The organism is Arthrobacter sp. BK1 (assembly GCF_056680055.1).
Window position 1 is genome coordinate 781,346 of the sequence record NZ_CM155263.1, and the last position, 20,550, is coordinate 801,895.

Annotated in this window: 18 protein-coding genes and 1 riboswitch; of the genes, 5 read left to right on the forward strand and 13 right to left on the reverse strand. The window is 65.9% G+C overall.

The annotated features are described in order from the left end of the window. Positions 1-77: 77 nt before the first annotated feature. Entirely contained in the window at positions 78-1,193 is a 1,116-nt protein-coding gene (gene metX / locus AC1MCA_RS03540; RefSeq protein WP_479801244.1) for a homoserine O-acetyltransferase MetX, read from the reverse strand. A 12-nt stretch (positions 1,194-1,205) separates the two neighbouring features. Further along, a riboswitch (SAM riboswitch) is annotated at positions 1,206-1,320 on the reverse strand. A gap of 69 nt (positions 1,321-1,389) precedes the next feature. Next, positions 1,390-2,775, reverse strand: coding sequence for a bifunctional o-acetylhomoserine/o-acetylserine sulfhydrylase (locus tag AC1MCA_RS03545; protein WP_479801246.1), 1,386 nt, complete (start codon positions 2,773-2,775; stop codon positions 1,390-1,392). Between the two features lie 177 nt (positions 2,776-2,952). Here AC1MCA_RS03545 and AC1MCA_RS03550 point away from each other — a divergent pair, with 177 nt between their 5' ends. After that, complete coding sequence (locus tag AC1MCA_RS03550) at positions 2,953-3,591, forward strand: VOC family protein (RefSeq protein WP_479801248.1); 639 nt, start codon at positions 2,953-2,955, stop codon at positions 3,589-3,591. A 122-nt stretch (positions 3,592-3,713) separates the two neighbouring features. Here AC1MCA_RS03550 and AC1MCA_RS03555 read toward each other — a convergent pair whose 3' ends face one another. Beyond that, the gene (locus AC1MCA_RS03555) at positions 3,714-4,493 is read right to left on the reverse strand and encodes a CPBP family intramembrane glutamic endopeptidase (protein WP_479801250.1); all 780 of its coding nucleotides are present in this window, start codon (positions 4,491-4,493) and stop codon (positions 3,714-3,716) included. A 126-nt stretch (positions 4,494-4,619) separates the two neighbouring features. On the opposite strand from AC1MCA_RS03555, the gene AC1MCA_RS03560 reads away from it, so the two are divergent. Beyond that, positions 4,620-5,300, forward strand: a complete 681-nt coding sequence (locus AC1MCA_RS03560; protein ID WP_479801254.1) for a histidine phosphatase family protein — start codon at positions 4,620-4,622, stop codon at positions 5,298-5,300. Positions 5,301-5,323: 23 nt separating this feature from the next. Here AC1MCA_RS03560 and AC1MCA_RS03565 read toward each other — a convergent pair whose 3' ends face one another. The 5 genes from AC1MCA_RS03565 to tdh form a co-directional block, all read right to left on the reverse strand. After that, complete coding sequence (locus AC1MCA_RS03565; RefSeq protein WP_479801256.1) at positions 5,324-6,112, reverse strand: DeoR/GlpR family DNA-binding transcription regulator; 789 nt, start codon at positions 6,110-6,112, stop codon at positions 5,324-5,326. 94 nt (positions 6,113-6,206) lie between these two features. Then, positions 6,207-7,418, reverse strand: coding sequence for an imidazolonepropionase (gene hutI / locus AC1MCA_RS03570; protein ID WP_479801260.1), 1,212 nt, complete (start codon positions 7,416-7,418; stop codon positions 6,207-6,209). 11 nt (positions 7,419-7,429) lie between these two features. Then, a complete protein-coding gene (locus AC1MCA_RS03575; protein ID WP_479801264.1) occupies positions 7,430-8,548 on the reverse strand; it encodes an NAD(P)/FAD-dependent oxidoreductase in 1,119 nt (372 codons plus the stop codon). Positions 8,549-8,626: 78 nt separating this feature from the next. After that, positions 8,627-9,823 (reverse strand): glycine C-acetyltransferase, encoded by a 1,197-nt coding sequence (locus AC1MCA_RS03580; protein WP_479801266.1) that lies wholly within the window; start codon positions 9,821-9,823, stop codon positions 8,627-8,629. A gap of 9 nt (positions 9,824-9,832) precedes the next feature. Beyond that, a complete protein-coding gene (gene tdh / locus AC1MCA_RS03585) occupies positions 9,833-10,879 on the reverse strand; it encodes an L-threonine 3-dehydrogenase (protein ID WP_479801268.1) in 1,047 nt (348 codons plus the stop codon). Between the two features lie 139 nt (positions 10,880-11,018). Between tdh and AC1MCA_RS03590 the strand changes: the two genes are divergently transcribed. Then, on the forward strand, positions 11,019-11,930 hold the full coding sequence (locus AC1MCA_RS03590; protein WP_479801269.1) for a LysR family transcriptional regulator: 912 nt from the start codon (positions 11,019-11,021) through the stop codon (positions 11,928-11,930). Between the two features lie 40 nt (positions 11,931-11,970). Here AC1MCA_RS03590 and AC1MCA_RS03595 read toward each other — a convergent pair whose 3' ends face one another. The 5 genes from AC1MCA_RS03595 to AC1MCA_RS03615 form a co-directional block, all read right to left on the reverse strand. Beyond that, positions 11,971-12,612, reverse strand: a complete 642-nt coding sequence (locus tag AC1MCA_RS03595; protein ID WP_479801271.1) for a hypothetical protein — start codon at positions 12,610-12,612, stop codon at positions 11,971-11,973. Between the two features lie 202 nt (positions 12,613-12,814). Next, the gene (gatB, locus tag AC1MCA_RS03600) at positions 12,815-14,323 is read right to left on the reverse strand and encodes an Asp-tRNA(Asn)/Glu-tRNA(Gln) amidotransferase subunit GatB (RefSeq protein WP_479801273.1); all 1,509 of its coding nucleotides are present in this window, start codon (positions 14,321-14,323) and stop codon (positions 12,815-12,817) included. Beyond that, on the reverse strand, positions 14,323-15,918 hold the full coding sequence (gene gatA / locus AC1MCA_RS03605; RefSeq protein WP_479801275.1) for an Asp-tRNA(Asn)/Glu-tRNA(Gln) amidotransferase subunit GatA: 1,596 nt from the start codon (positions 15,916-15,918) through the stop codon (positions 14,323-14,325). The genes gatB and gatA overlap by 1 nt, the downstream gene beginning before the upstream one ends. Positions 15,919-15,921: 3 nt before the next feature. After that, the gene (gene gatC, locus AC1MCA_RS03610) at positions 15,922-16,218 is read right to left on the reverse strand and encodes an Asp-tRNA(Asn)/Glu-tRNA(Gln) amidotransferase subunit GatC (RefSeq protein WP_108598482.1); all 297 of its coding nucleotides are present in this window, start codon (positions 16,216-16,218) and stop codon (positions 15,922-15,924) included. A 146-nt stretch (positions 16,219-16,364) separates the two neighbouring features. Next, positions 16,365-17,849 carry a CitMHS family transporter gene (locus AC1MCA_RS03615; protein ID WP_479801277.1) on the reverse strand — a complete coding sequence of 495 codons (1,485 nt, stop codon included), beginning with the start codon at positions 17,847-17,849 and terminating at the stop codon, positions 16,365-16,367. A gap of 210 nt (positions 17,850-18,059) precedes the next feature. On the opposite strand from AC1MCA_RS03615, the gene AC1MCA_RS03620 reads away from it, so the two are divergent. Both AC1MCA_RS03620 and AC1MCA_RS03625 read left to right on the forward strand, forming a co-directional pair. Beyond that, positions 18,060-19,853 (forward strand): sensor histidine kinase, encoded by a 1,794-nt coding sequence (locus tag AC1MCA_RS03620; protein ID WP_479801281.1) that lies wholly within the window; start codon positions 18,060-18,062, stop codon positions 19,851-19,853. After that, positions 19,846-20,508: a response regulator gene (locus AC1MCA_RS03625; protein WP_108600199.1), complete on the forward strand. Its 663-nt coding sequence runs from the start codon at positions 19,846-19,848 to the stop codon at positions 20,506-20,508. Before AC1MCA_RS03620 ends, AC1MCA_RS03625 begins: the two co-directional genes overlap by 8 nt. Positions 20,509-20,550: the final 42 nt, after the last annotated feature.

The following is a 20,550-nucleotide window of genomic DNA, read 5'->3' on the forward strand; positions in this document are numbered from 1 at the left end:
CAACCCCGAAAAATGCAGGTCCTATCTGCAAAAATGCACAGGCCTCCTGGGCCTGGCCGCTCCGTCAGCCGGCTACGTCAGCCGGCGAGGTGCCGGCGGAGCGGTCCGCTGAGCTGGCCGATTTCCGTGAGGAAGCCGTCATGGCCGATAGGAGCCTGGATCACGTGCACGTCCACGTCGCCTGGAAGGGCATCAGCCAACTCACGGGACTGGGACGGGAAGTAGAGCCGGTCGCTGTCCACTGCGGCCACAAAGAACCTGGCGGTGGCACGGCCAAGCGCCTCCTCAAGGGAACCGCGGCCGCGGCTGATGTCGTGACTCATCAAAGCGTCCGTGATGGCGATGTAGCTGTTGGCGTCGAACCGCCGCACGAGTTTCGTGCCCTGGTGGTCGAGGTAGCTTTCCACCTGGTAGCGGCCGCGCGTCCCCAGCGCTTCAGCCTGCAGCGGCGATTCGGCAAGCTGGGCTGACCGTCCGAACCGGCCATGGAATTCAGCGGCCGAACGGTAGGTGATGTGCGCGATGCGCCGTGCCAGTGCCAGTCCGTCCTCGGGGAGCGGGCCACCGTAATAGTCGCCGTCGTTGAAGTTGACGTCCTGGCGGATTGCCAGGGTCTGCGCCTGGGCAAACGCGATCTGTTCGGCGGTGCTTGCTGCGCCGACCGAAATAACGGCACAGCGTTGCACGCGCGCGGGGTAGGTGACCGCCCATTCGAGCGCACGCGCGCCGCCCATGGAGCCGCCCAGCACGGCAAACCAGCTGCCGATGCCCAGCGCATCTGCCAGCCGGGCCTCAGCCGCTGTGGTGTCGCGGAGGGTCACCAGCGGGAAACGGGACCCCCAGGGTTTCCCGTCAGGGGCTTCCGAGGACGGCCCGGTTGAGCCATAGCAGCCGCCCAGGATGTTGATGGAGACCACAAAGAACCGGTCAGTGTCCACCGGTGCGCCGGGTCCGGCGAGCTGTTCCCACCAGCCTTCCTCGTCGCTGTCCCCGCGGGTCACATGGGTGCTTCCGGTCAGGGCGTGCTCGATGAGGACAGCGTTTGAACCATCGGCGTTCAAGGTGCCCCAGGTTTCATAGGCCAGGGTGACATCCGGGAGGTAACCGCCGGCTTCCAGCTGCAGTCCGCCGATGGAGGCATAGCGGACAACCCCGTGTCCGGGGGCCGCTGTTCGGGAAATCGTTATCGTCATGGCAGGACCTTTTCTACGCGCTTGCCCGCCGTCATTTGACCGGCAGGCCAGGTCCTCACCCGGGGCACCCCACCGCGGAGGAGGGTTGCCGGCCAGCAAGCCGGGGCTGTCACTGGCACTCATGACCTGCTTCGAGTGTACGAAATAGCCGGCGCCGGACGCTAAGCCTGTGACAGGTTGTGACTTCCGCGGATATTCACTGCCCGCCGCCTCCTGCCCCGATGGCCGCTTCTGCCGCGCTTTTGGCGGCACGGAAGCCGGCTTCGAGGTCGGCGAGGATGTCATCGATATGCTCGATGCCCACGGACAACCGGACCAGCCCCGGGGCGACCCCGGCAATGGCTTGCTGCTCAGCCGAGAGCTGGCTGTGGGTGGTGGAGGCCGGGTGGATCACCAGGGAACGCACATCGCCGATGTTGGCCACGTGCGAGTGGAGTTCCAGGGCGTCCACGAAGCGTTTTCCGGCCTCGGCTCCCCCGGCGACGGTGAAGGCCACCACGGCTCCGGTCCCCTTGGGCCCGTACTTCAGGCCCCGCTCGTACCAGGGGCTCGAGGGCAGCCCCGCGTAGGCGACGGATTCGACGTCGTCCCTTGCCTCGAGCCACTGCGCCACAGTGTTGGCGTTGGCGACATGCCGCTCCACGCGAAGGCTGAGTGTCTCGATGCCTTGGGCGATCAGGAAGGCATTGAAGGGGGATACTGCCGATCCAAGGTCCCGGAGCAGTTGCACGCGGGCCTTCAGGATGTAGGACAGGTTGGCGCCCAGGGCACCGTCCGCCCCGAGATCCCGGGCGTAGACCAGGCCGTTGTAGGTGGGGTCAGGAGTGTTGAAGCCCGGGAACCGCTCCGGGTCCTTGCCGAAATCGAAATTGCCCGAGTCCACAATCACGCCGGCAATTGCGGCGCCGTGGCCGCCGAGGTATTTGGTGGCGGAGTGCACCACAATGTCCGCGCCCCACTCAATGGGGCGGATCAGGTACGGCGTGGACAGCGTGCTGTCCACGATCAGCGGGACGCCTGCCTCATGCGCCACCGCGGAAATTCCCTCGATGTCGAGTACGTCCTGTCGGGGGTTGGACACCACCTCGCCGAAGAACAGTTTGGTGTTCGGCCGGACAGCCTCCCGCCACTGGTCCAGGTTGTCTGGATCAGCCACGAACGTGACCGAGATGCCGAACTTCTTCAGTGTGTGCGCCAGCAGGTTGTACGTGCCGCCGTACAGGCTGGGGCTCGCAACGATGTGGTCACCGGCTTCGGCAACATTAAGGATGGCAAAGGTTTCGGCGGCCTGTCCCGAGCTCAGCAACAGGGCCGCCAAGCCGCCCTCCAGGCTGGCGATCCGCTGCTCCACGGCGTCCTGGGTGGGGTTGCCGATCCGGGTGTAAATGGGAGCGAGCTCTGCGAGCGCGAAGCGGTTCGCGGCGCTTTCCGCGCTGGGGAAGACGAACGACGTCGTCTGGTAAATCGGCAGCGCACGAGCACCAGTGGCGGTGTCAGGCTCCTGACCTGCGTGGATCTGGCGTGTTTCGAAAGACCATCCCTGGGACATTTTCGGCTCCTTTGACGTGGTGCTGGCGCTCATTACTTTCGGTTCAGTGTAGGAACGGGTCCGGTGCGCTGGACAGCATTGTGACGAACATGGTCACCGGCCATCTGCCGGAGCCGTTCAAGGGGGCATGCGTTCACCCTGAAAACCGCGGAAACCCAAGTAAGGATACCCTTAGCTGAGAGGCTCATCACAAAGTGCCAAGATGAGGTCATGCGCATGGATCACGTCTCTTACGCCTGTGAACAAGATGGCCTCGTTGCCACCACCGAACGTATTTCGTCTGCCCTGGGCGTCGATGCCGTGAAGGGCGGAGTACACCCCCGATTCGGTACGCGGAACATGATTATTCCCCTGGCCGGCCACAAGTACCTTGAAGTTGTGGAGGTCCTCAACCACCCCGCGTCAGACAAGGCTCCGTTCGGGCAGGCCGTCCGGGCGCGGTCCGAGGCCGGCGGCGGCTGGATGGGCTGGTGCGTCGAAGTGGACGATCTCGCCCCGTTCGAAGAACGCCTGGGCCGGGCTGCCGTGAACGGAAACCGCAAGTTCCCGGACGGCCGCGAGCTGGTCTGGAAGCAGATCGGCATCCTGGGCCTGATCGCGGACCCGCAGGTTCCCTACATGCTCAAGTGGGAGGGCGATCCCGCCCTGCACCCCTCGAACGCCTACGAAAGCAACGTCAAGATGAGCTGCCTGACCATCGCCGGCTCTGCCGAGCGCGTGACGGAGTGGCTGGGCGAACCCGTGGAGAAGCCCCTTGAGGACGTGGCCGTTGAATGGGTTGCGCCTCACGGAACGCCGGGCATCCTGTCGGTAACGTTCGAGACCACCACCGGCGCGGTCACTATCTGAGACCATTCATTATCTGACCGGAAATACTTCGGCCGCCATCAGCGGGTGCCAAGGATGTCACCTACCGATGGCGGCCGAATCTCGTTAAGCGGGCTGTGCACGAAGGGTGCTGCGCACCGTGTTCAGCCCAGGCCCACAGCTTTGCCAAAGAGGCTGAAGCCAACGAAGGCAACGATGTCCAGCAGGGCATGGGCGATAACCAGCGGCATCACACGCTTGGTCCTGGTGTACAGCCAGGCAAAGATCACACCCATGATGGCGTTGCCGATGAACGGCCCGAAACCCTGGTACAGGTGGTAGGTGCCGCGCAGCATGGCGCTGGTGAAGATGGCGAGCGGAACACTCCAGCCGAATTTTCCGAAACGGTTCAGGAGGTAGCCCACCACGATGACCTCCTCCACCACCGCATGACGCACTGCTGAGAGGATCAGCACCGGAACGGTCCACCAATAGGCGTCGAGGGCGCTGGGGATGATCGCGGTGGTGATCCCCAGGGCACGGCCCGCCGCGTAAAGCCCCAGGGACGGAATTCCGATCAGCGCCGCCAGCCCGAAGCCCTGCAGCAGGTCTCGCCCGGGCCGGGCAAAGTTGAACCCCAGCCTGGTGAAGGCCGAGGTGCCGCGAGGCCCCTCCTCCGCCCCTGGCTGGCGGTGGTCGGTGAGGAAGTAGATGACCAGAAGCACAGGCACCAGGGCAAAGATGATGTCCAGCAGCTGGTAGGTGAGATCGAAATATTCGCGGGTACTCTGCGAACGGTTCAGCGTGGACGTGCCCTCCGCCAGCGGCGCCCGGGTCATCTTGTCGAGCAGCTGCACCACGGAGTAGACGGCGGACTGCCCCAGGGACAGGCCCAGCACAATCCAGACTTCAATCCGCAGCCGACGGCGGGAGGGAACCAACATGGTTCCATCTTGCCTGTAGTTTCTGGTTCTTCACTGGACTACACGGATGCTGGTGAGGGAGCGTTGGCCAAAAACCTGCGGTAAGTGAGAGAGCGTCGGCGGGGAACGACCTTATGCTTGGGGCTTATGAGTGCTCCCGGCAAAATCATCATGATCCGGCACGGCCAGTCCGCCGCCAACGCGGATACGTCCATCTACAACCGGGTCCCGGACTACCGGATTCCGCTGACTCCCCTGGGGCTGGCACAGGCCACCGCGGCCGGCGAACGCATCCGGCGGGAGCTGGACGGCCGGCAGGTCTGCGTTTACGTCTCCCCGTACCTCAGGGCCTACCAGACGCTCGAGGCCCTCAACCTTGGCCCCCTCACAGAACGCGTGATCGAAGAGCCACGCCTCCGGGAGCAGGACTGGGCAAACTTCCAGATCAGCGGGGACATCGAGGACCAGAAGGAGCTCCGCAATGCGTACGGCCACTTCTTCTACCGCTTCCGGGAGGGCGAGTCCGGCTCGGATGTGTACGACCGGATCTCATCCTTCATGGAGACGCTTTACCGCCACTGGTCCAAGCCGGATTACGCCCCCAACGCCCTGCTGGTGACCCACGGGCTGACGATGCGGCTGTTCTGCATGCGCTGGTTCCACTGGTCCGTGGAGTACTTCGAGTCCTTGAACAACCCTGACAACGCAGACGTGCGGACCCTGGTGCGCACGGACCTGGACAAGTACGAACTTGATGTCCCGTTCAGCCAGTGGGTGGACCGGCGCGTGGACGAGACCGTCCTGGATGCACCGCCGGTGGTGTTTTGAAGCGGGATCTTCCAGCGCACCGTTCAGCGCGGCGCCACGATCACTTCCGTGCCGTTCGCTTCGAAAGCCGCTTTGTCCCGGGCGGAAATGCCGGCGTCGGTGATCAGCCGGTTGAAAACATAGCCGTCCATGGTGGCAAAGGCCCGGACCCCCACCTTGGACGAATCGGCCAGCACGTAGGAGACCCTGGCCCGGCTTGCCAGCAGGGCATTAACTGACGCTTCGCCTTCGCCGGTGTTGGTGGGGCCCACCTCAGGATCGATGCCGTTGACACCGATGAAGGCGATGTCCAGAACCACCTTCTGCATGATGATGTCCGTGTATGGGCCCACCAGCTCGTAGGAGCGCGGATTCAGGATCCCGCCGGTCACCATCACTTTGATGTTGGGCCGGACCGCGAGCTGCGCGGCGATGTTGATGGCGTTGGTGACCACCGTCAGAGTGGGCTGGTTGGCCGGCGCGTTGAGGTCCTCCCTGGTGGCAAGGATCTGGGCGAGGGCGGTGCTGGTGGTGCCGCCGCAGATCCCGATCACCGCTCCCGGCCAGATCAGTGCCGACGCAGCCTGCGCGATCTGTTCCTTGGCCTCTGCATGGTCATCGCGGTTGTACCGGCCGGGGAGATCGTAGGCCAGCGCTCCCGTGGTGGCGCCCCCGCGGGTCCGGGTCAGCAGGCGACGCTTGGCCAGGCTGTCCAGGTCACGCCGCGCGGTGGCCGGTGACACTTCCAGCGTGCTGACGATCTCCTCCACCTCAACCTGACCGGTTTTGGCAAGGAGGTCCAGGATGGCCGTGAGGCGGTCAGTGCGGGTCATGCGGGCCTTTCGGAGTCAGAACTCGCCAAGAAATGACGCTTCCTGATTATAACAGAGGCCAAAGGTGCAGATTACGTCAGATTTGCGGTGCGGGCTATCTGGCCCGGACACCTGCCCGCCACACAGCGTACGTCAGCGGCATGCCCGGACGGTAGGCGAGATGCGTGGCCGACGGCGCGTTGAGCATGTGCAGGTCCGCCCGGTGTCCGACGGCGAGGGAACCCACCGCCCGGCCGCCGTCGGCGTCGTCCCCTGCGTCGCGGTGCAGCGCCAGCGCGCCGCCGTACGTTGCGGCACGGACGGCCTCGTGCACCGTGAGCCGCATCTGGAGCACCGCAGTGGCCACGCAGAAGGCCATGGAGCTGGTGTAGGAGGTGCCCGGGTTGCAGTTTGAAGCCAGCGCCACCTGCACGCCGGCATCAAGCAGTTCACGCCCCGGCGCAAGGGGCGCCCGGGTGGAGAGGTCACAGGCCGGGAGGCAGGTGGCCACGGTCCCCCTGCGTCCGGTTCCGGCGGCAGCATTCCAGCCGGACCAACTTTCCGCCAGCGCCGCCAGGTCACCGGCCGACAAGTGATTCACGTGGTCAACGCTTGCCGCCCCCAGCTCCACTGCCAGCTGCACTCCGGGGCCGGGACCGAGCTGGTTGCCGTGCACACGGATCCCCAGGCCGGCATCCCGGCAGGCCTCCAGGACGCGCCGGGACTGCGAGGCCGTGAAGGCGCCCTCCTCGCAGAACACGTCGGCCCAGCGGGCAAAGGGCCGGACGGCGTCGAGCATGGGGCCGCAGACCAGGTCGGTGTAGTCCCCGGCATCGGAACCGGCCGGAACCAGGTGCGCCCCGAGGTAGGTGACTTCGTCGGCCACGGTGGAGGCAATCCGTGCGCTGCGTGCCTCGTGCTCGACGTCCAGCCCGTAGCCCGTCTTGGTCTCCAGGTAGGTGGTTCCCTGCGAGACGGCTTCGGACACCCGGGCCATCGCCAGCCGGGTGAGATCGAAATCCGAGGTGCGGCGCGTGGCGTCCACGGTCACGGCGATACCCCCTGCCGCGTATGGCTCCCCCGCCATCCTGGCCTCGAACTCCGCCGTGCGGTCCCCGGCGAATATCAGATGGGTGTGGGAATCCACCCAACCCGGCAGCACGGCGCGTCCGCCGGCGTCCACAACCGTGTCCGCCGCCGGTGCGGCCGCAGCGGCACCGAGCCACGCGATCCGTTCGCCCTCGATCACCACGGCGGCGTCAGCCAGGACCCGGTGTTCCAGGTCCTGGGTCATCAGCTCGGCAATATTGGTGATCAGGGTGCTCATAAGTCCATTCTTCAGCGCCGGATGGACCAACGCGTGGCGGCGAGCGCGTCCGCTGTCCGGGATGCCGGACCACCCGCGGCTCCATGGCCGCCCCCGGCGCCCTGGCCGGCCAGGATCTGTGCAGCTGCAAGCTCAGCCATGGCCGATGAGGTCTGGAAGCCGTAGCCGCCCTGCCCCGCGAGCCAGTAGAACCCGGCAGCCTCGGCATCGAAACCGGCAACCGGGATGCCGTCGGCCGCCTCCGTCCGGAGCCCGGTCCAGGCGCTGCGGATTCCACCGATCCCCAGGGTGGTCACCTGGTTGAGGTGTGAGATCAGGCGTTCGATGTCGCCGGGCCGCGGCCGGGCGTCCTCCGGTCCGCTGGGCACCGACTCCGACGGCGAGATCAGCACCCCATCGGCGTCGCGGCGGAAGTAGAACGAGTGGTCCGCTGCCGCCACCATGGGACTGCCCTCGGGCAGGGGATGTTCGACGTCGGCAATCGCGGCGGTGCGCCGGTACGGCTGCAGCCCGAGCTTCTCCACACCGCTGATGACGGCCAGTTCGTCGGCCCAGGCGCCGGCAGCGTTGACCATCACACCCGTCTGGAAGGCCTCCTGGCCAGCCCCCACTTCCCACCCTGAGCCCAGCCGCTGGGCGGAGTGCACCCGGGCGCCGGTGATGATGTCCACTCCCGCGGCCTCGGCCCGCCGGTGGTGATCGGCCAGCAGCACGGGCGCGTTGCAGCCGAAGGCCCCGGTGTCCAGGCCTGCTGCCACAAAAGCCTCAGGCACCAGCACCGGGCACAGCTCCAGTGCCCGGGCGTGGGAAATGGTCTGCATGTGGCCGCTGGCCTCCGCGAGGACGGACTCCTCGGTGCCGATGAGCATAAAGCTTCGCGGCGACAGCACAGGTTCGGGCAGGTCCGCGTCCCGGGCCGCCATCAGTTCCAGGGTCCGCACGGTCAGCTCCTGGACCACGTCCGGTCCGTAGCTGGGGATCAGCTGGCGCGCCGAGCGGGAGGACGCGTGGTACGCCAACTCCTGCTCCGCCTCGACAAGACCCACGCTGCAACTGCCGGCGAGCGCGGACGCAAGGGACAGGCCGGCGATTCCGCCGCCGACAATCAGGACATCGTAATGAGCTGCCATTGCACCATCCTCGCAGACTTGCCAGACGCCGCGCCCGGCAAGTCTTTACCAGGGGTGCAAGGATAAAGCCAAGGGGGTTCAGCCCGCTACAGCAGCACGGCTGGCGACGAAGGCACGAACGCAGGCTTCGACGTCGTCCGCCGAGTGTGAGGCGGAGAGCTGCACCCGGATCCGGGCGGCACCACGCGGCACCACCGGGAAACTGAAGGCCGTGACGAAAACACCGTGCTGGAGCATCTGGTCCGCCACCTTGGCAGCCATCACGGCGTCCCCGAACATCACCGGCACAATGGCGTGTTCGCCGTCGAGGAGGTCGAAGCCTTCCTCTGTCATCCTGCGGCGGAACAGGCCGGCGTTGTCGAAGAGCCTGGTCCGCAGGTCACCGGAGTCCTCCACCAGGTCAAGGGCTTTGATGGTGGCTGCGACGATGGCCGGGGCAAGGGAGTTGGAGAACAGGTACGGCCGCGCCTTCTGGCGGAGCATGGCCACCGCTTCGCTCCGGCCGGAGACATAGCCACCCGAGGCGCCGCCGAGAGCCTTGCCGAACGTTCCGGTATAGATGTCCACCCGCTGGGACACCCCGGCGTGCTCCGGGGTCCCTGCCCCGGTGGCACCCATAAAGCCCACCGCATGGGAATCGTCCACCATCACCATGGCGCCGTGCTTCTCGGCGAGATCGCAGATGGCCTCCAACGGAGCCAGGTAGCCGTCCATGGAGAACACGCCGTCGGTGACGATGATCTTGCGCCGGGCATCCTTCGCTTCGACCAGCCTGGCTTCCAGATCCGCCATGTCCTGGTTGGCGTAGCGGAACCGCTGGGCCTTGCAAAGGCGGATGCCGTCGATGATGCTGGCGTGGTTGAGGGCGTCGGAGATGACTGCGTCCTCGGGTCCGAAGAGTGACTCGAACACGCCGCCGTTGGCGTCGAAGCAGCTGGAGAAGAGGATGGTGTCCTCGGTGCCCAGGAACTTCGATACCCGGGCCTCGAGCTCCAGGTGCAGATCCTGGGTGCCGCAGATGAAGCGCACGCTGGCCATGCCGAAGCCGCGGGAATCCATGGCGGATTTCGCGGCCGCGATGATGTCCGGGTGGTCCGCCAGGCCCAGGTAGTTGTTGGCGCAGAAGTTCAGGACCGGGGCCCCCGGCTCGCCCAGCTGTCCGGCCGTCACATGGCTGGACTGCGGCGAGCTGATGGCGCGTTCGGTTTTGAAGAGCCCGGCGGTGCGGATGTCATCCAGCTCGGTCTGCAGCTGGTCCTTGATGGTGGTGTACATGGCGTTTCCTTAGAGTTCAGTCCAGTCGAGGACAACTTTGCCACCGAGGCCGGCGCGGGCAATCTCAAAGCCTTTTTCCCAGTCCCCTGCCGGCAGCTTGTCCGTCACCACGGCGGAGATGGCGGCGTGCAGCACCGGGTTGGAGGAGAGCATGGCGCTCATCGCGTACCAGGTCTCGTACATCTCCCGGCCGTAAATACCCTTGAGGGTCAGCATGTGCGTGACCACTTTGGCCCAGTCGATGGTGATGTCCTGGCTGGGGAGGCCGAGCATGGCAATGCGGCCGCCGTGGTTCATGTTCCCGATCATCTCAGGCAGGGCCGTGGGGTGGCCTGACATCTCCATGCCGATGTCGAAGCCCTCCCGCATGCCCAGCTCATGCTGGGCCTCCCTGATGCGGGTTTTTGAGACGTCGATGGCGAGGTCCACCCCGAGCCGGCGGGCAAGGTCAAGCCGCGGCCCGGACACGTCCGTGATGGCGATCTTGCGTGCGCCGGCGTGGCGGGCGACGGCGATGGCCATCAGGCCGATGGGACCGGCACCGGTGATCAGCACGTCTTCGCCCACCAGCGGAAAGCTGAGGGCGGTGTGGACGGCATTCCCGAACGGATCGAAGATGGCGCCCAGTTCGGGGGTGATCGAGGGATCGTGGTGCACCCAGACGTTGGTCTCGGGGATCACCACGTACTCCGCGAACGCGCCGTCACGCTGGACGCCGACGCTGACGGTGTGGATGCACATCTGGCGGCGGCCCGCCCGGCAATTCCGGCAGATTCCGCAGACCACGTGGCCCTCGCCGGACACCCGGTCCCCCACTTTGACATCGCGGACGTCGGCGCCGGTCTCCACCACTTCGCCATAGAACTCGTGGCCGGCGATCAATGGGGCCTCGATCATGCCCTGTGCCCAGGTGTCCCAGGACTGGATGTGGAGGTCTGTGCCGCAGATCCCGGTGGTCATCACGCGGATCTTGACATCGTCCGGGCCGGTTTCCGGTTCCGGGCGGTCAACGAGCTCGAATCCGGCACGGGCACCGGACTTGTAGAGGGCCTTCATCGGCTTCCTAACTTCTTGGCATACGCCCCGCGGCCTGGAGGCGGAGTTCTTCCTTCATTAGAGCCACCAAAGAAGCATTAGCACAAGCAGTATTTTCTCAATCGACGATGAAGTGACTGCTAATGCGTAGACTGGGCCTATGGAAATCCACCAGCTCGAAATCCTTCGGGAGCTCGGCGCCTTGGGCAGTGTGAAGGCAGTCGCCGAGACTTTGATGGTCACCCCCTCCGCCGTCTCCCAGCAACTCGCACTGTTGCAGCGGAATGTCGAAGTTCCCCTGACCCGCAAAGAAGGCCGGAACCTGGTGCTCACCGAAGCAGGCCAGGTGCTCGCGGACGCCGGTGCCGCCGTCGTCAGTGCCATGGCTGATGCCCGGACGGCGATCGGCGCCTATCACGGTTCGCCCGTGGGCCCGGTGACCATCAGCGGCTTCCACAGCGCAGGCCAGGCCCTGTTCGCGCCGCTCGCGCGCAGGCTCGATGCACCGGGCCAGCCGAGGATCCAGCTGTCCGACGAGGATGTGGCCCAGCAGGACTTCCCGGCGCTCACGGCACGGTACGACCTGGTGCTGGCCCACAGGATGGACCACAGCCCGCGCTGGCCCCGCGAGCGGGTGGCCGTGATCCCTCTCGCCCATGAACCACTTGACGTGGCGCTTCCGGCTGACCACCGCCTGGCCGGCCAGGCCACGGTGACCGCGGCCGACGTCGTCGGGGAACCATGGGTGACCAGCCACACCGGCTACTCCCCTGCCGATGTGCTGTCCGCCGTCGCGGCCGTCTCCAGCAAAGAACTGAACATCGTCCACCGCATCAACGACTACTCCACTGTGGCGGCGCTGGTGGCCGCCGGCGGCGTGGTGGGCCTGCTGCCACGGCACACGGCGCGGCCGGTGCTGAACCCCGGCATTGTGCTGCGGCCGCTCGAAGGCATCAGCACCAGACGGCGGATCGACATCCTGGCGCGTCCGGAGAACCTGAAGCGCCGCTCGGTGATGATTGTGTGCGAGGCGCTGCAGGCCATCATGACCGGGCTGGTGGAGGACAGCTGAGTTCTCTTTCTTGAGTGTGGCGGTTGTTGTTGGTGGGCAGTCAGCTGCCGGTTCCGCCCTTGAGCTTGCCCAGCCCATGGCCGTGGCCCTTGAGCTTGCCCAGCCCATGACCGTGGCCCTTGCCCATGGCTTTACCCAGGCCCTTACCGATCCCGTTGCCAGGACCGGCTCCGGCACCTTCGACGATGTTCCGGGCAGTGACGTCGTTGCCATTTTTCACCCCGGCAACCCGGACCGACTCACCGGCGGCGATTTCGGCAATGGTCACCTCTGAGGGCCCCAGTCTCTTGCCGTCGGCACCCTTGGCCGGCGTTCCGTCTGCGGCCGGTGCCGGGAACTTGATGACCCTGGTGTCCGCGTTGACGGTGTAGCTCTGCGTGAAGCCGTCCTCGCTTTTCACGGTGACAGATGTTGCGCTGACGGCGTCCACGGTGCCCTGCTGGCTCAGTTCGGTTTCGAAGGTCCCGTCGGCCTTCTTGACCACGCTCTCGCTGTGCAGGTGCTGTGGCCGCTGGGACTTGTCCTTCTTTCCCTTGGCCTGCTCCGAGGGCGAGGCCGATGGGGAGGGTGACGGTGTGTCAGTGGCCGACCAGGCGATCGCCACTCCCGTGCCTGTGAGCGCCAACGCCACCGCACCGGCCAGCAATGCCTTGCGGATTCTCAACGGTTCCCGGACCGACATGGCCATTCCTCCCACAGCACTCGCAGGGCCGCGGCGCCCTGGAACTTCAGTGTAGGACCGGGAACCTCCCCTGAACACGGGTACTTTGGGCCATGTGGAAACTGAGTACTGTGCAGCGCCAACCGGGTACACACCCAATCCCGCTTAACGCCAAACCGGGCCGCAGCAGTAACTGCGACCCGGTTGGGTTAAATCAGACCAATCAGCCTTCTACGCCAAGTTTTTCCAGAATCAGCTGTTTGACACGGCCGGCGTCGGCCTGCCCGCGGGTGGCCTTCATAACCCCGCCCACGATCGCCCCAATGGCCTGGAGCTTGCCGCCGCGGATCTTGTCGGCAACGTCCGGCTGTGCGGCCAGGGTCGCGTCGATGGCTTCCAGCAGGGGTCCGTCGTCGGATACCACGGCCAGGCCGCGCTTCTCAACGATTTCCGCCGGGGTGCCCTCGCCGGCGAGCACGCCGTCCAGGACCTCGGTGGCCATCTTGTTGTTGATCTTGCCGTCCTCCACCATTTTGCTGAGCTCCACAATGGTGGCGGGCTGGACGCCCAACTGGCCAGGATCGACGTCGGCGTTCTTGGCACGGCCGACGATCTCGCCCATCCACCACTTGCGCGCCACGGAGGCGGAAGCTCCGGCAGCAATGGTTTCTTCGATCTCGTCCATCACGCCCGCGTTGACCACGTCGCGGAATTCCAGGTCGGAGTAGCCCCAGTCAGCCTGGAGCCGCTTGCGGCGAGCCGCGGGCGGTTCGGGCAGGGTGGCGCGGAGTTCCTCCACCCATTCGCGGGAGGCAACGATCGGAACCAGGTCAGGCTCCGGGAAGTAGCGGTAGTCATCGGCGTCGGACTTGGCCCGGCCCGACGTCGTCGTGCGGGTGTCCTCGTGCCAGTGGCGGGTCTCCTGGGTGACCGGCACGCCGGAGTCCAGGACGGCCGCATGCCGCCGGATTTCGTAGTGTACGGCGTGTTCGACGGCGCGCAGCGAGTTGACGTTCTTGGTCTCGGAGCGGATGCCGAAGCGTTCGCGGCCGTGCGGGCGCAGCGAGACGTTGGCGTCGCAGCGCACGTTGCCGCGTTCCATCTTCGCGTCGGACACCCCAAGGTTCTTGACGATCTCCCGAACCGCTGCCACGTAGGCCTTGGCGAGTTCGGGGGCGCGGGATCCTGCGCCCTGGATGGGCTTGGTGACGATTTCCACGAGCGGAACACCGGCCCGGTTATAGTCCACCAGTGAGAAGTCCGCACCCTGGATGCGGCCAGTGGCCCCGCCCATGTGGGTCAGCTTTCCGGCGTCCTCTTCCATGTGCGCCCGCTCGATCTCCACGCGGAAGATGGTGCCGTCGGAGAGTTCGATGTCCAGGTAGCCGTCGTAGGCAATCGGGTCTTCGTACTGTGAGGTCTGGAAATTCTTGGGGGTGTCCGGGTAGAAGTACTGCTTCCGGGCGAAGGTGCAGGATTCGGCGATCTTGCAGTTCAGGGCAAGGCCGATCTTGATCGAGGACTCGATCGCGGCCTTGTTCACCACGGGCAGGACACCGGGCATGCCCAGGTCCACCTCGTTGACGTTGGTGTTGGGCTCGTCGCCGAACACGTTGGGCGCAGAGGAGAACATCTTGGTCTTGGTGTTGAGCTCAACGTGGACCTCGAACCCCAGGACGGGATCGTACTTCTCCATCGCCTCTTCGAAGCTAAGGGTTGCTTCAGTGATCATTATTTTGCCTCCTGGGTTCCGACAAGTCCGGCCACCGGTTGCGCCGCAAGTTCAGGGGCCTGGGCCAACAGCGGACCGCCCCACTTGGCCTCCAGCAGTGACTCCAGGACTGCACCCACCCGGTAAAGGCGGGCATCTTCCCGGGCCGGAGCGAGCAGCTGAATGCCCACAGGCAGACCGTCCTCGTCTGCCAGGCCGCCCGGCAGGGTCAGCCCCGGCACGCCGGCCAGGTTGGCCGGGATGGTGGCGACGTCGTTGAGGTACATGGCCAGCGGATCGTTGATCTTCTCCCCCAGCTTGAACGCTGTGGTGGGAGCCGTGGGCGAGATCAGGACGTCAGCCACCGTGAAGGCTGCATCGAAATCGCGCTGGACCAGGGTGCGGACCTTCTGGGCGGAGCCGTAGTAGGCGTCGTAGTAGCCAGCGCTCAGGGCGTAGGTGCCCAGGATGATGCGGCGCTTGACCTCGTCACCGAAGCCGGCGGCACGGGTGGCGCCCATGACCCGTTCGATGGTCATCGGGCCGTCTTCGGGCAGGACCCGCAGGCCGTACCGGACGCCGTCGAACTTTGCCAGGTTGGAGGAGGCCTCCGACGGCATGATCAGGTAATAGGCGCCCAGGGCGTACTGGAAGTTGGGGCAGGAGACCTCAACGATCTCGGCGCCGGCCTGCTTCAGCAGTTCGAGGGAGTCGTTGAAGCGGTTCTCTACGCCGGCCTGGTAGCCCTCGCCGTGGAGTTCCTTGATGATGCCGATCCGCATGCCTTCGACGTTGCCTGTCCGGGCGGCAGCCACGAGGTCCGCCAGCGGGTCCGGCAGGGAGGTGGAGTCGTGGGGATCGTGCCCGCCGATGACCTGGTGCAGAAGCGCGGAGTCCAGGACGGTCCGTGAGACGGGTCCGATCTGGTCCAGGGAGGAGGCCATGGCGATCGCACCGTAACGGGAAACGCCACCGTAGGTGGGTTTGACGCCCACGGTTCCGGTCACTGCGCCGGGCTGGCGGATGGAGCCGCCGGTGTCCGTGCCGAGGGCCAGCGGTGCTTCGAATGCAGCGACGGCGGCAGCCGAACCGCCGCCGGATCCGCCGGGGATCCGGTCCAGGTCCCACGGGTTGCGGGTGGGCCCGTAGGCGGAGTGCTCGGTGGAGGACCCCATGGCGAATTCGTCGAGGTTGGTCTTGCCCAGGATGGGCATCCTGGCCGCGCGGAGCCGCTTGACCACTGTGGCGTCGTACGGGCTGTGCCAGCCTTCGAGGATCTTCGAGCCGGCCGTGGTGGGCTGGCCGATGGTGACAATCAGGTCCTTGACGGCGATGGGCACGCCGGCGAGTTCGTGGAGTTCCGCTGCTGCAGCGCCGCCGGCTGCGCGGATGGCATCAACCTCGGCGGCAACGGCGAGCGCTTCCTCGGTGTTGACGTGCAGGAAGGCGTTAACGCCGCGTTCGCCGCCGTCAACAGCTGCGATGCGGTCAAGGTACGCCTGGGTGACCTCGACGGAGGTGACCTGGCCGGATGCGAGCAGGCTGGCCAGCTGGGCGGCGGAGGAACGGATCAGGCGCTCAGCGCTGATGGACCCGTTCTGGTTCTGTTCAGTCATGTTTTATGCCTCATCCAGGATTGCGGGGACCTTGAACCGGTTGTCATCCGAGTCCGGTGCTCCCGAGAGTGCCTGCTCAGCCGTAAAGGTGTGTCCCACGACGTCCTCGCGGAACACATTGCTCAACGGGATGGGGTGGGAGGTGGCCGGGACGTCGTCGCCGGCGGCTTCACTGACTGATTTGACTGAATCAACGATGACGGCGAGTTCGCCGGCCATCCTGTCCAGCTCTTCGGCACTCATCTCGATGTGAGCGAGCCGCGCGAGGTGCGCGACGTCGTCACGGTTGATCGCAGCCATGGATCTCCCCTGCAAAGTTTGAATTGTTTTCCGAACCAGTCTAGTGGGGAAACGTCGGTGCCCGTCTGACGACCCCCAGCGGGCTTCAGACGGGCACCTCGGTGCCGTGGTCCCGGCCCCGGGGGCCGGCCACAGGCAGGATAAGACTAACCGATTCCGATGGCTCCGGTAAGCATGCCCACGCCGAGCATGACGAGGGAGACCACAGCAGTGCGCCAAAGCACCTTTTTGTGGTGGTCGCCCAGGTCAACCTTGGCCAGTGAAACGAGCAGCAGGATGGCCGGTACCAGCGGGCTCTGCAGGTGGAACGGCTGGCCGGTGATCGATGCGCGCGCCATCTCGGCAGCGCTGATTCCGTAGTGCCCGGCGGTCTCGCTCAGCACGGGCAGGACCCCGAAGTAGAAGGCATCGTTGCTCATGAAGAACGTCATGGGGATGCTGAGGACGCCGGTGATGACGGCCATGAACGGGCCCATGTTCGTGGGGATGATCTGAACCAGCCAGGCGGACATCGCTTCGACCATGCCGGTGCCTGTCAGGACGCCGGTCAGGACGGCCGCTGCCATGACCATGCTGACCACGGCCACGATGGACGGTGCGTGGGCGATCAGTTGCGCACCCTGCTCCTTGACGTTCGGGAAGTTGACCACCAGCGCGATGGCGGAGCCCACCATGAAGACGAACGGCAGGGGCACGAGGTCAGCCACCAGCATGACCATGACTGCGATGGTCAGGCCCAGGTTGAACCAGATGAGCTTGGGACGCAGCGTTGAGCGGTTGGGGTCAAGGGCCGTGTCAGCCATGGCGGTGTCTTTGTCATCCACCAGAGTTTCAGCGCGCTCGAGCACTGCAATCGAAGAACCGCCGACGGCGGGAGTACCGGGGCCCGGGGTGCCGGAACCCGTGCGTCCACGGACTGAGCCCGAACCACCGGCGGGGGCGCCGCCGTCGCCTGCTTCGGTGCCGCCGTCGAACTTTTCAGCGGTATCCGGTACGCCCCAGATTTCCGGTTGGGTGGCGCGGAGGCGGTTGCGTTCCTGCATGCCCAGCAGCCAGGCGAAAGCGAAGACCACAACGAGGCCGGCGATGAGGGACGGGATCATGGGGACAAAGACGTCGTTGACGTCGAGGTTCAGGGCGGTCGCAGCGCGGGCGGTGGGTCCGCCCCACGGCAGGATGTTCATGGTGCCGTTGGCCAGGCCGGCCACACAGGTCAGGACCACCGGGCTCATCTTCAGCCGCAGGTAGACCGGCAGCATCGCCGCGGTGGTCAGGATGAAGGTGGTGGAACCGTCGCCGTCCAGGGAGACAGCGGCCGCGAGGATGGCGGTGCCCAGGACCACTTTGGCGGGGTCATTGCCCAGTTTGCGGAGGATGAATTTCACCAGCGGGTCAAAGAGCCCGACGTCGATCATCAGGCCAAAGTAGATGATGGCGAACATCAGCAGGGCCGCGGTGGAGGTCATGGACTTCATCGATTCCAGGACCATGTCCCCGATGCCAAGTCCTGCACCTGCAAAGAGGCCAAAAACGGTGGGGACGATGATCAGCGCCAGCACTGGCGTCAACTTCTTCGTCATGATCAGCACCATGAATACCGCGATCATTGCGAATCCAAGTAATACCAGCACGGCCGGCTCCTTCTTGTGAACAGCGCCACAACGGCGTGACGCGTGCTACAGACATTAGGGTGGCGGACGTCACGGCTGTGCCTTTGGCTCAATTGATTGGCATACTGCTTATTCAGAGCATTTTGCGCATTGTGCTCACGCCCTGAGGCCCCCGACGTGATCTCACTGGGTGCCCCTTCCAGCCAAAAATGTGTGAGCCAAAGGAGGATCATGCCGCGCCCCGCGCCCCGGCCGCCGATGCGGTTCTCCACCCAGACCCTGCTGCTGCAGGTGGGCGTGGTTCTGCTGGTGGTTCTGCTCAGCGCCGCCGTGCACACATGGCTGACCTACGGCAGGATCGGCGACGAAGCCGAAAACCAGGCCCTGACGCTGGCCCGCACCGTAGCCTCGGACCCGTCCGTACGGGCCGACGTGCTGTCCATCAGCGAAAAGCCCGGCACTCCCCCGCCCGCGGAACTGCTCGCCGGGCCGCTGATGGCCACCGCCGAAGCTGCGCGTACCCGGACAGGTGCCCTCTTTGTGGTCATTACGGACGAGACCGGGCTGCGGCTGGCGCATCCGGACCCTGCCCGGCTGGGGGAAAAGGTCAGCACCGATCCCTCCGAAGCCCTCGCCGGCCGGGAGGTGACCACCCGCAACACCGGCACCCTCGGTCCGTCGGCTGGCGCCAAGGTCCCTGTCTATGCGCCCGGTACCAACGCCATCGTGGGAGAAGTCAGCGTGGGGTATTCCATGGAGAGCGTGAGCCAGACTGTTGCGCGGGACGTTGGGCCGGTGGCACTGGCTGCCGCGGGGTCCCTGCTGACCGGGGTGTTGGCATCGTTCCTGCTGCGGCGCAGGCTCCAACGCCTGACGCTGGGCCTGGAACCGGAGGAGATCAGCACTCTCGTCCACGATCAGGTGGCCGTGCTGCAGGGCGTGGACGACGGCGTCATCGGAGTCTCGGCCGATGGCCGGATCAGCGTCTTCAACGCCGCCACGCAGCGTCTTCTTTCGCAGCCGGACCTTGCCGGGGCGCCCTGGGCCGACGCGCCGGTGCCGGAGCAGCTCAAAGCCCTGACACTGCCGGATGCCAGGGAGGCGGAGGCCGTTGAGCTCGTGGCCGGGGGGCGCGTGCTGGTGGTCAGTGCGCGCAAAGCCCTGCACCGCCGCGAAGACCTGGGCTGGGTGATCATGCTGCGCGACCGTACCGAGCTGCAACAGCTGACCCGGCAGTTGGACGCCGTGGGCACCATGTCCACCGCCTTGCGCGCCCAGCGCCACGAGTTCGCCAACCAGTTGCACACCATCGCCGGCCTGATGAGTATCGGTCAGCACCAGCAGGCCCGCGACTACCTGGCCGGGCTCGCCGCCACCGGGCCACTGAAATTCCCTGTGGACCAGGCCGAACTGCTGCAGGACCCCTACCTCCAGGCCTTTGTGGGCGCCAAGGGTGTTGAGGCGGACGAACGCGGCGTGACCCTGCGGATCGGCCCCGAAACATTGGTCCGCGGCCAGGTCACCGAGCCGCAGGACGTGACCACTGTCCTGGGCAACCTGATCGACAACGCGGTGAACGCCGCTGTGGCCGGCTCCTCCACTGACCGCTGGGTGGAGCTGGAGGTACTCGATGAACCGGACGACGACGGCGGTACCCTGCACATCGTCGTCGCCGACTCAGGTGACGGGTTGGGCGCCGGGGCGGACGCTGAAGCCGTGTTCGCCGAGGGATATACGACTGCCGCTGGCTCAGCGGCTGCGGGCTCGGCGGCTGCCGGATCCGGGACTCCCGGCTTCAGCTGGTCCAGTGGTGGCCAGGGGCTGGGACTGGCTCTGGCCCGGCAGTTGGCCCGCCGCCGCGGCGGCGACGTGAGGGTGCTGGAGGCCGGCTCACGGGGCGGACCGGGAGCGGTATTTATAGCGTCGCTGCCCCGCACCACGGCACGAAGCAGCGCAGCCGGAAACGACGCAGCCGCAAGTAACTCAGTTGGAAATGACCCAGCTGGAGAGGATAACGATGCCTGAGGATTACAGGGTGTTGATCGTGGACGACGACTTCCACGTCGCCAAGCTGCACGCCGCTTATGTGGATTCAGTGGCGGGATTCCTCGCGCTGTCACCGGTGGGTTCGGCGTCGTTGGCTCTGCAGGCGATCCACAGCCTGCGCCCGGACCTGGTGCTGCTCGATGTGTACCTCCCCGACGCGTCCGGCCTTGATTTGCTGCAGCAGCTCGACGTGGACACCATGATCCTCAGCGCGGCGTCGGACGCTGCCTCCCTCCGCATTGCCTTTCGTCGCGGTGCCCTGGGGTATCTGTTGAAGCCCTTCACCGCTGAATCCCTCTCACAGCAATTGAGGTCCTATGCAAGGTACCGCCGTATTCTGGGCCAGCCGGGCGTACTGGATCAGGAAGCTGTGGAACGTGCCAAACGGGCCCTGATTCCCGGTGATGTGACGCCGTCGGCCAAGCCCCGCTCGGCCACGGAGGCCGCGGTCCTGGAGTCACTCGTTCCCGGTGAGCAATACTCAGCTGCCGAAGTCGCGACGCGCGTGGGGGTATCCCGGGCCACGGCGCAACGCTACCTGTCCTCGCTGGCCGACGACGGCGCCGTTGACATCCAGCTGCGCTATGGCACCACCGGCCGTCCCGAACACCGCTACGGCCTTCCCGCCCAATAGGGGCCAACCGCTGCTATCGACCTGCTGAAACGAACGGTCAGC

Excerpts from the sequence above, each read along its gene's own strand:
- AC1MCA_RS03575 (WP_479801264.1), bottom strand. The coding sequence starts at position 8,548 with ATGGCAGCTCATTACGATGTCCTGATTGTCGGCGGCGGAATCGCCGGC.
- tdh (WP_479801268.1), bottom strand. The coding sequence starts at position 10,879 with ATGAAGGCCCTCTACAAGTCCGGTGCCCGTGCCGGATTCGAGCTCGTT.
- AC1MCA_RS03560 (WP_479801254.1), top strand. The coding sequence starts at position 4,620 with ATGAGTGCTCCCGGCAAAATCATCATGATCCGGCACGGCCAGTCCGCC.
- gatB (WP_479801273.1), bottom strand. The coding sequence starts at position 14,323 with ATGATCACTGAAGCAACCCTTAGCTTCGAAGAGGCGATGGAGAAGTAC.
- gatC (WP_108598482.1), bottom strand. The coding sequence starts at position 16,218 with ATGGCTGCGATCAACCGTGACGACGTCGCGCACCTCGCGCGGCTCGCT.
- metX (WP_479801244.1), bottom strand. The coding sequence starts at position 1,193 with ATGACGATAACGATTTCCCGAACAGCGGCCCCCGGACACGGGGTTGTC.
- AC1MCA_RS03620 (WP_479801281.1), top strand. The coding sequence starts at position 18,060 with ATGCCGCGCCCCGCGCCCCGGCCGCCGATGCGGTTCTCCACCCAGACC.
- AC1MCA_RS03595 (WP_479801271.1), bottom strand. The coding sequence starts at position 12,612 with ATGTCGGTCCGGGAACCGTTGAGAATCCGCAAGGCATTGCTGGCCGGT.
- AC1MCA_RS03625 (WP_108600199.1), top strand. The coding sequence starts at position 19,846 with ATGCCTGAGGATTACAGGGTGTTGATCGTGGACGACGACTTCCACGTC.
- hutI (WP_479801260.1), bottom strand. The coding sequence starts at position 7,418 with ATGAGCACCCTGATCACCAATATTGCCGAGCTGATGACCCAGGACCTG.
- AC1MCA_RS03590 (WP_479801269.1), top strand. The coding sequence starts at position 11,019 with ATGGAAATCCACCAGCTCGAAATCCTTCGGGAGCTCGGCGCCTTGGGC.
- gatA (WP_479801275.1), bottom strand. The coding sequence starts at position 15,918 with ATGACTGAACAGAACCAGAACGGGTCCATCAGCGCTGAGCGCCTGATC.
- AC1MCA_RS03555 (WP_479801250.1), bottom strand. The coding sequence starts at position 4,493 with ATGTTGGTTCCCTCCCGCCGTCGGCTGCGGATTGAAGTCTGGATTGTG.
- AC1MCA_RS03545 (WP_479801246.1), bottom strand. The coding sequence starts at position 2,775 with ATGAGCGCCAGCACCACGTCAAAGGAGCCGAAAATGTCCCAGGGATGG.
- AC1MCA_RS03565 (WP_479801256.1), bottom strand. The coding sequence starts at position 6,112 with ATGACCCGCACTGACCGCCTCACGGCCATCCTGGACCTCCTTGCCAAA.
- AC1MCA_RS03550 (WP_479801248.1), top strand. The coding sequence starts at position 2,953 with ATGCGCATGGATCACGTCTCTTACGCCTGTGAACAAGATGGCCTCGTT.
- AC1MCA_RS03580 (WP_479801266.1), bottom strand. The coding sequence starts at position 9,823 with ATGTACACCACCATCAAGGACCAGCTGCAGACCGAGCTGGATGACATC.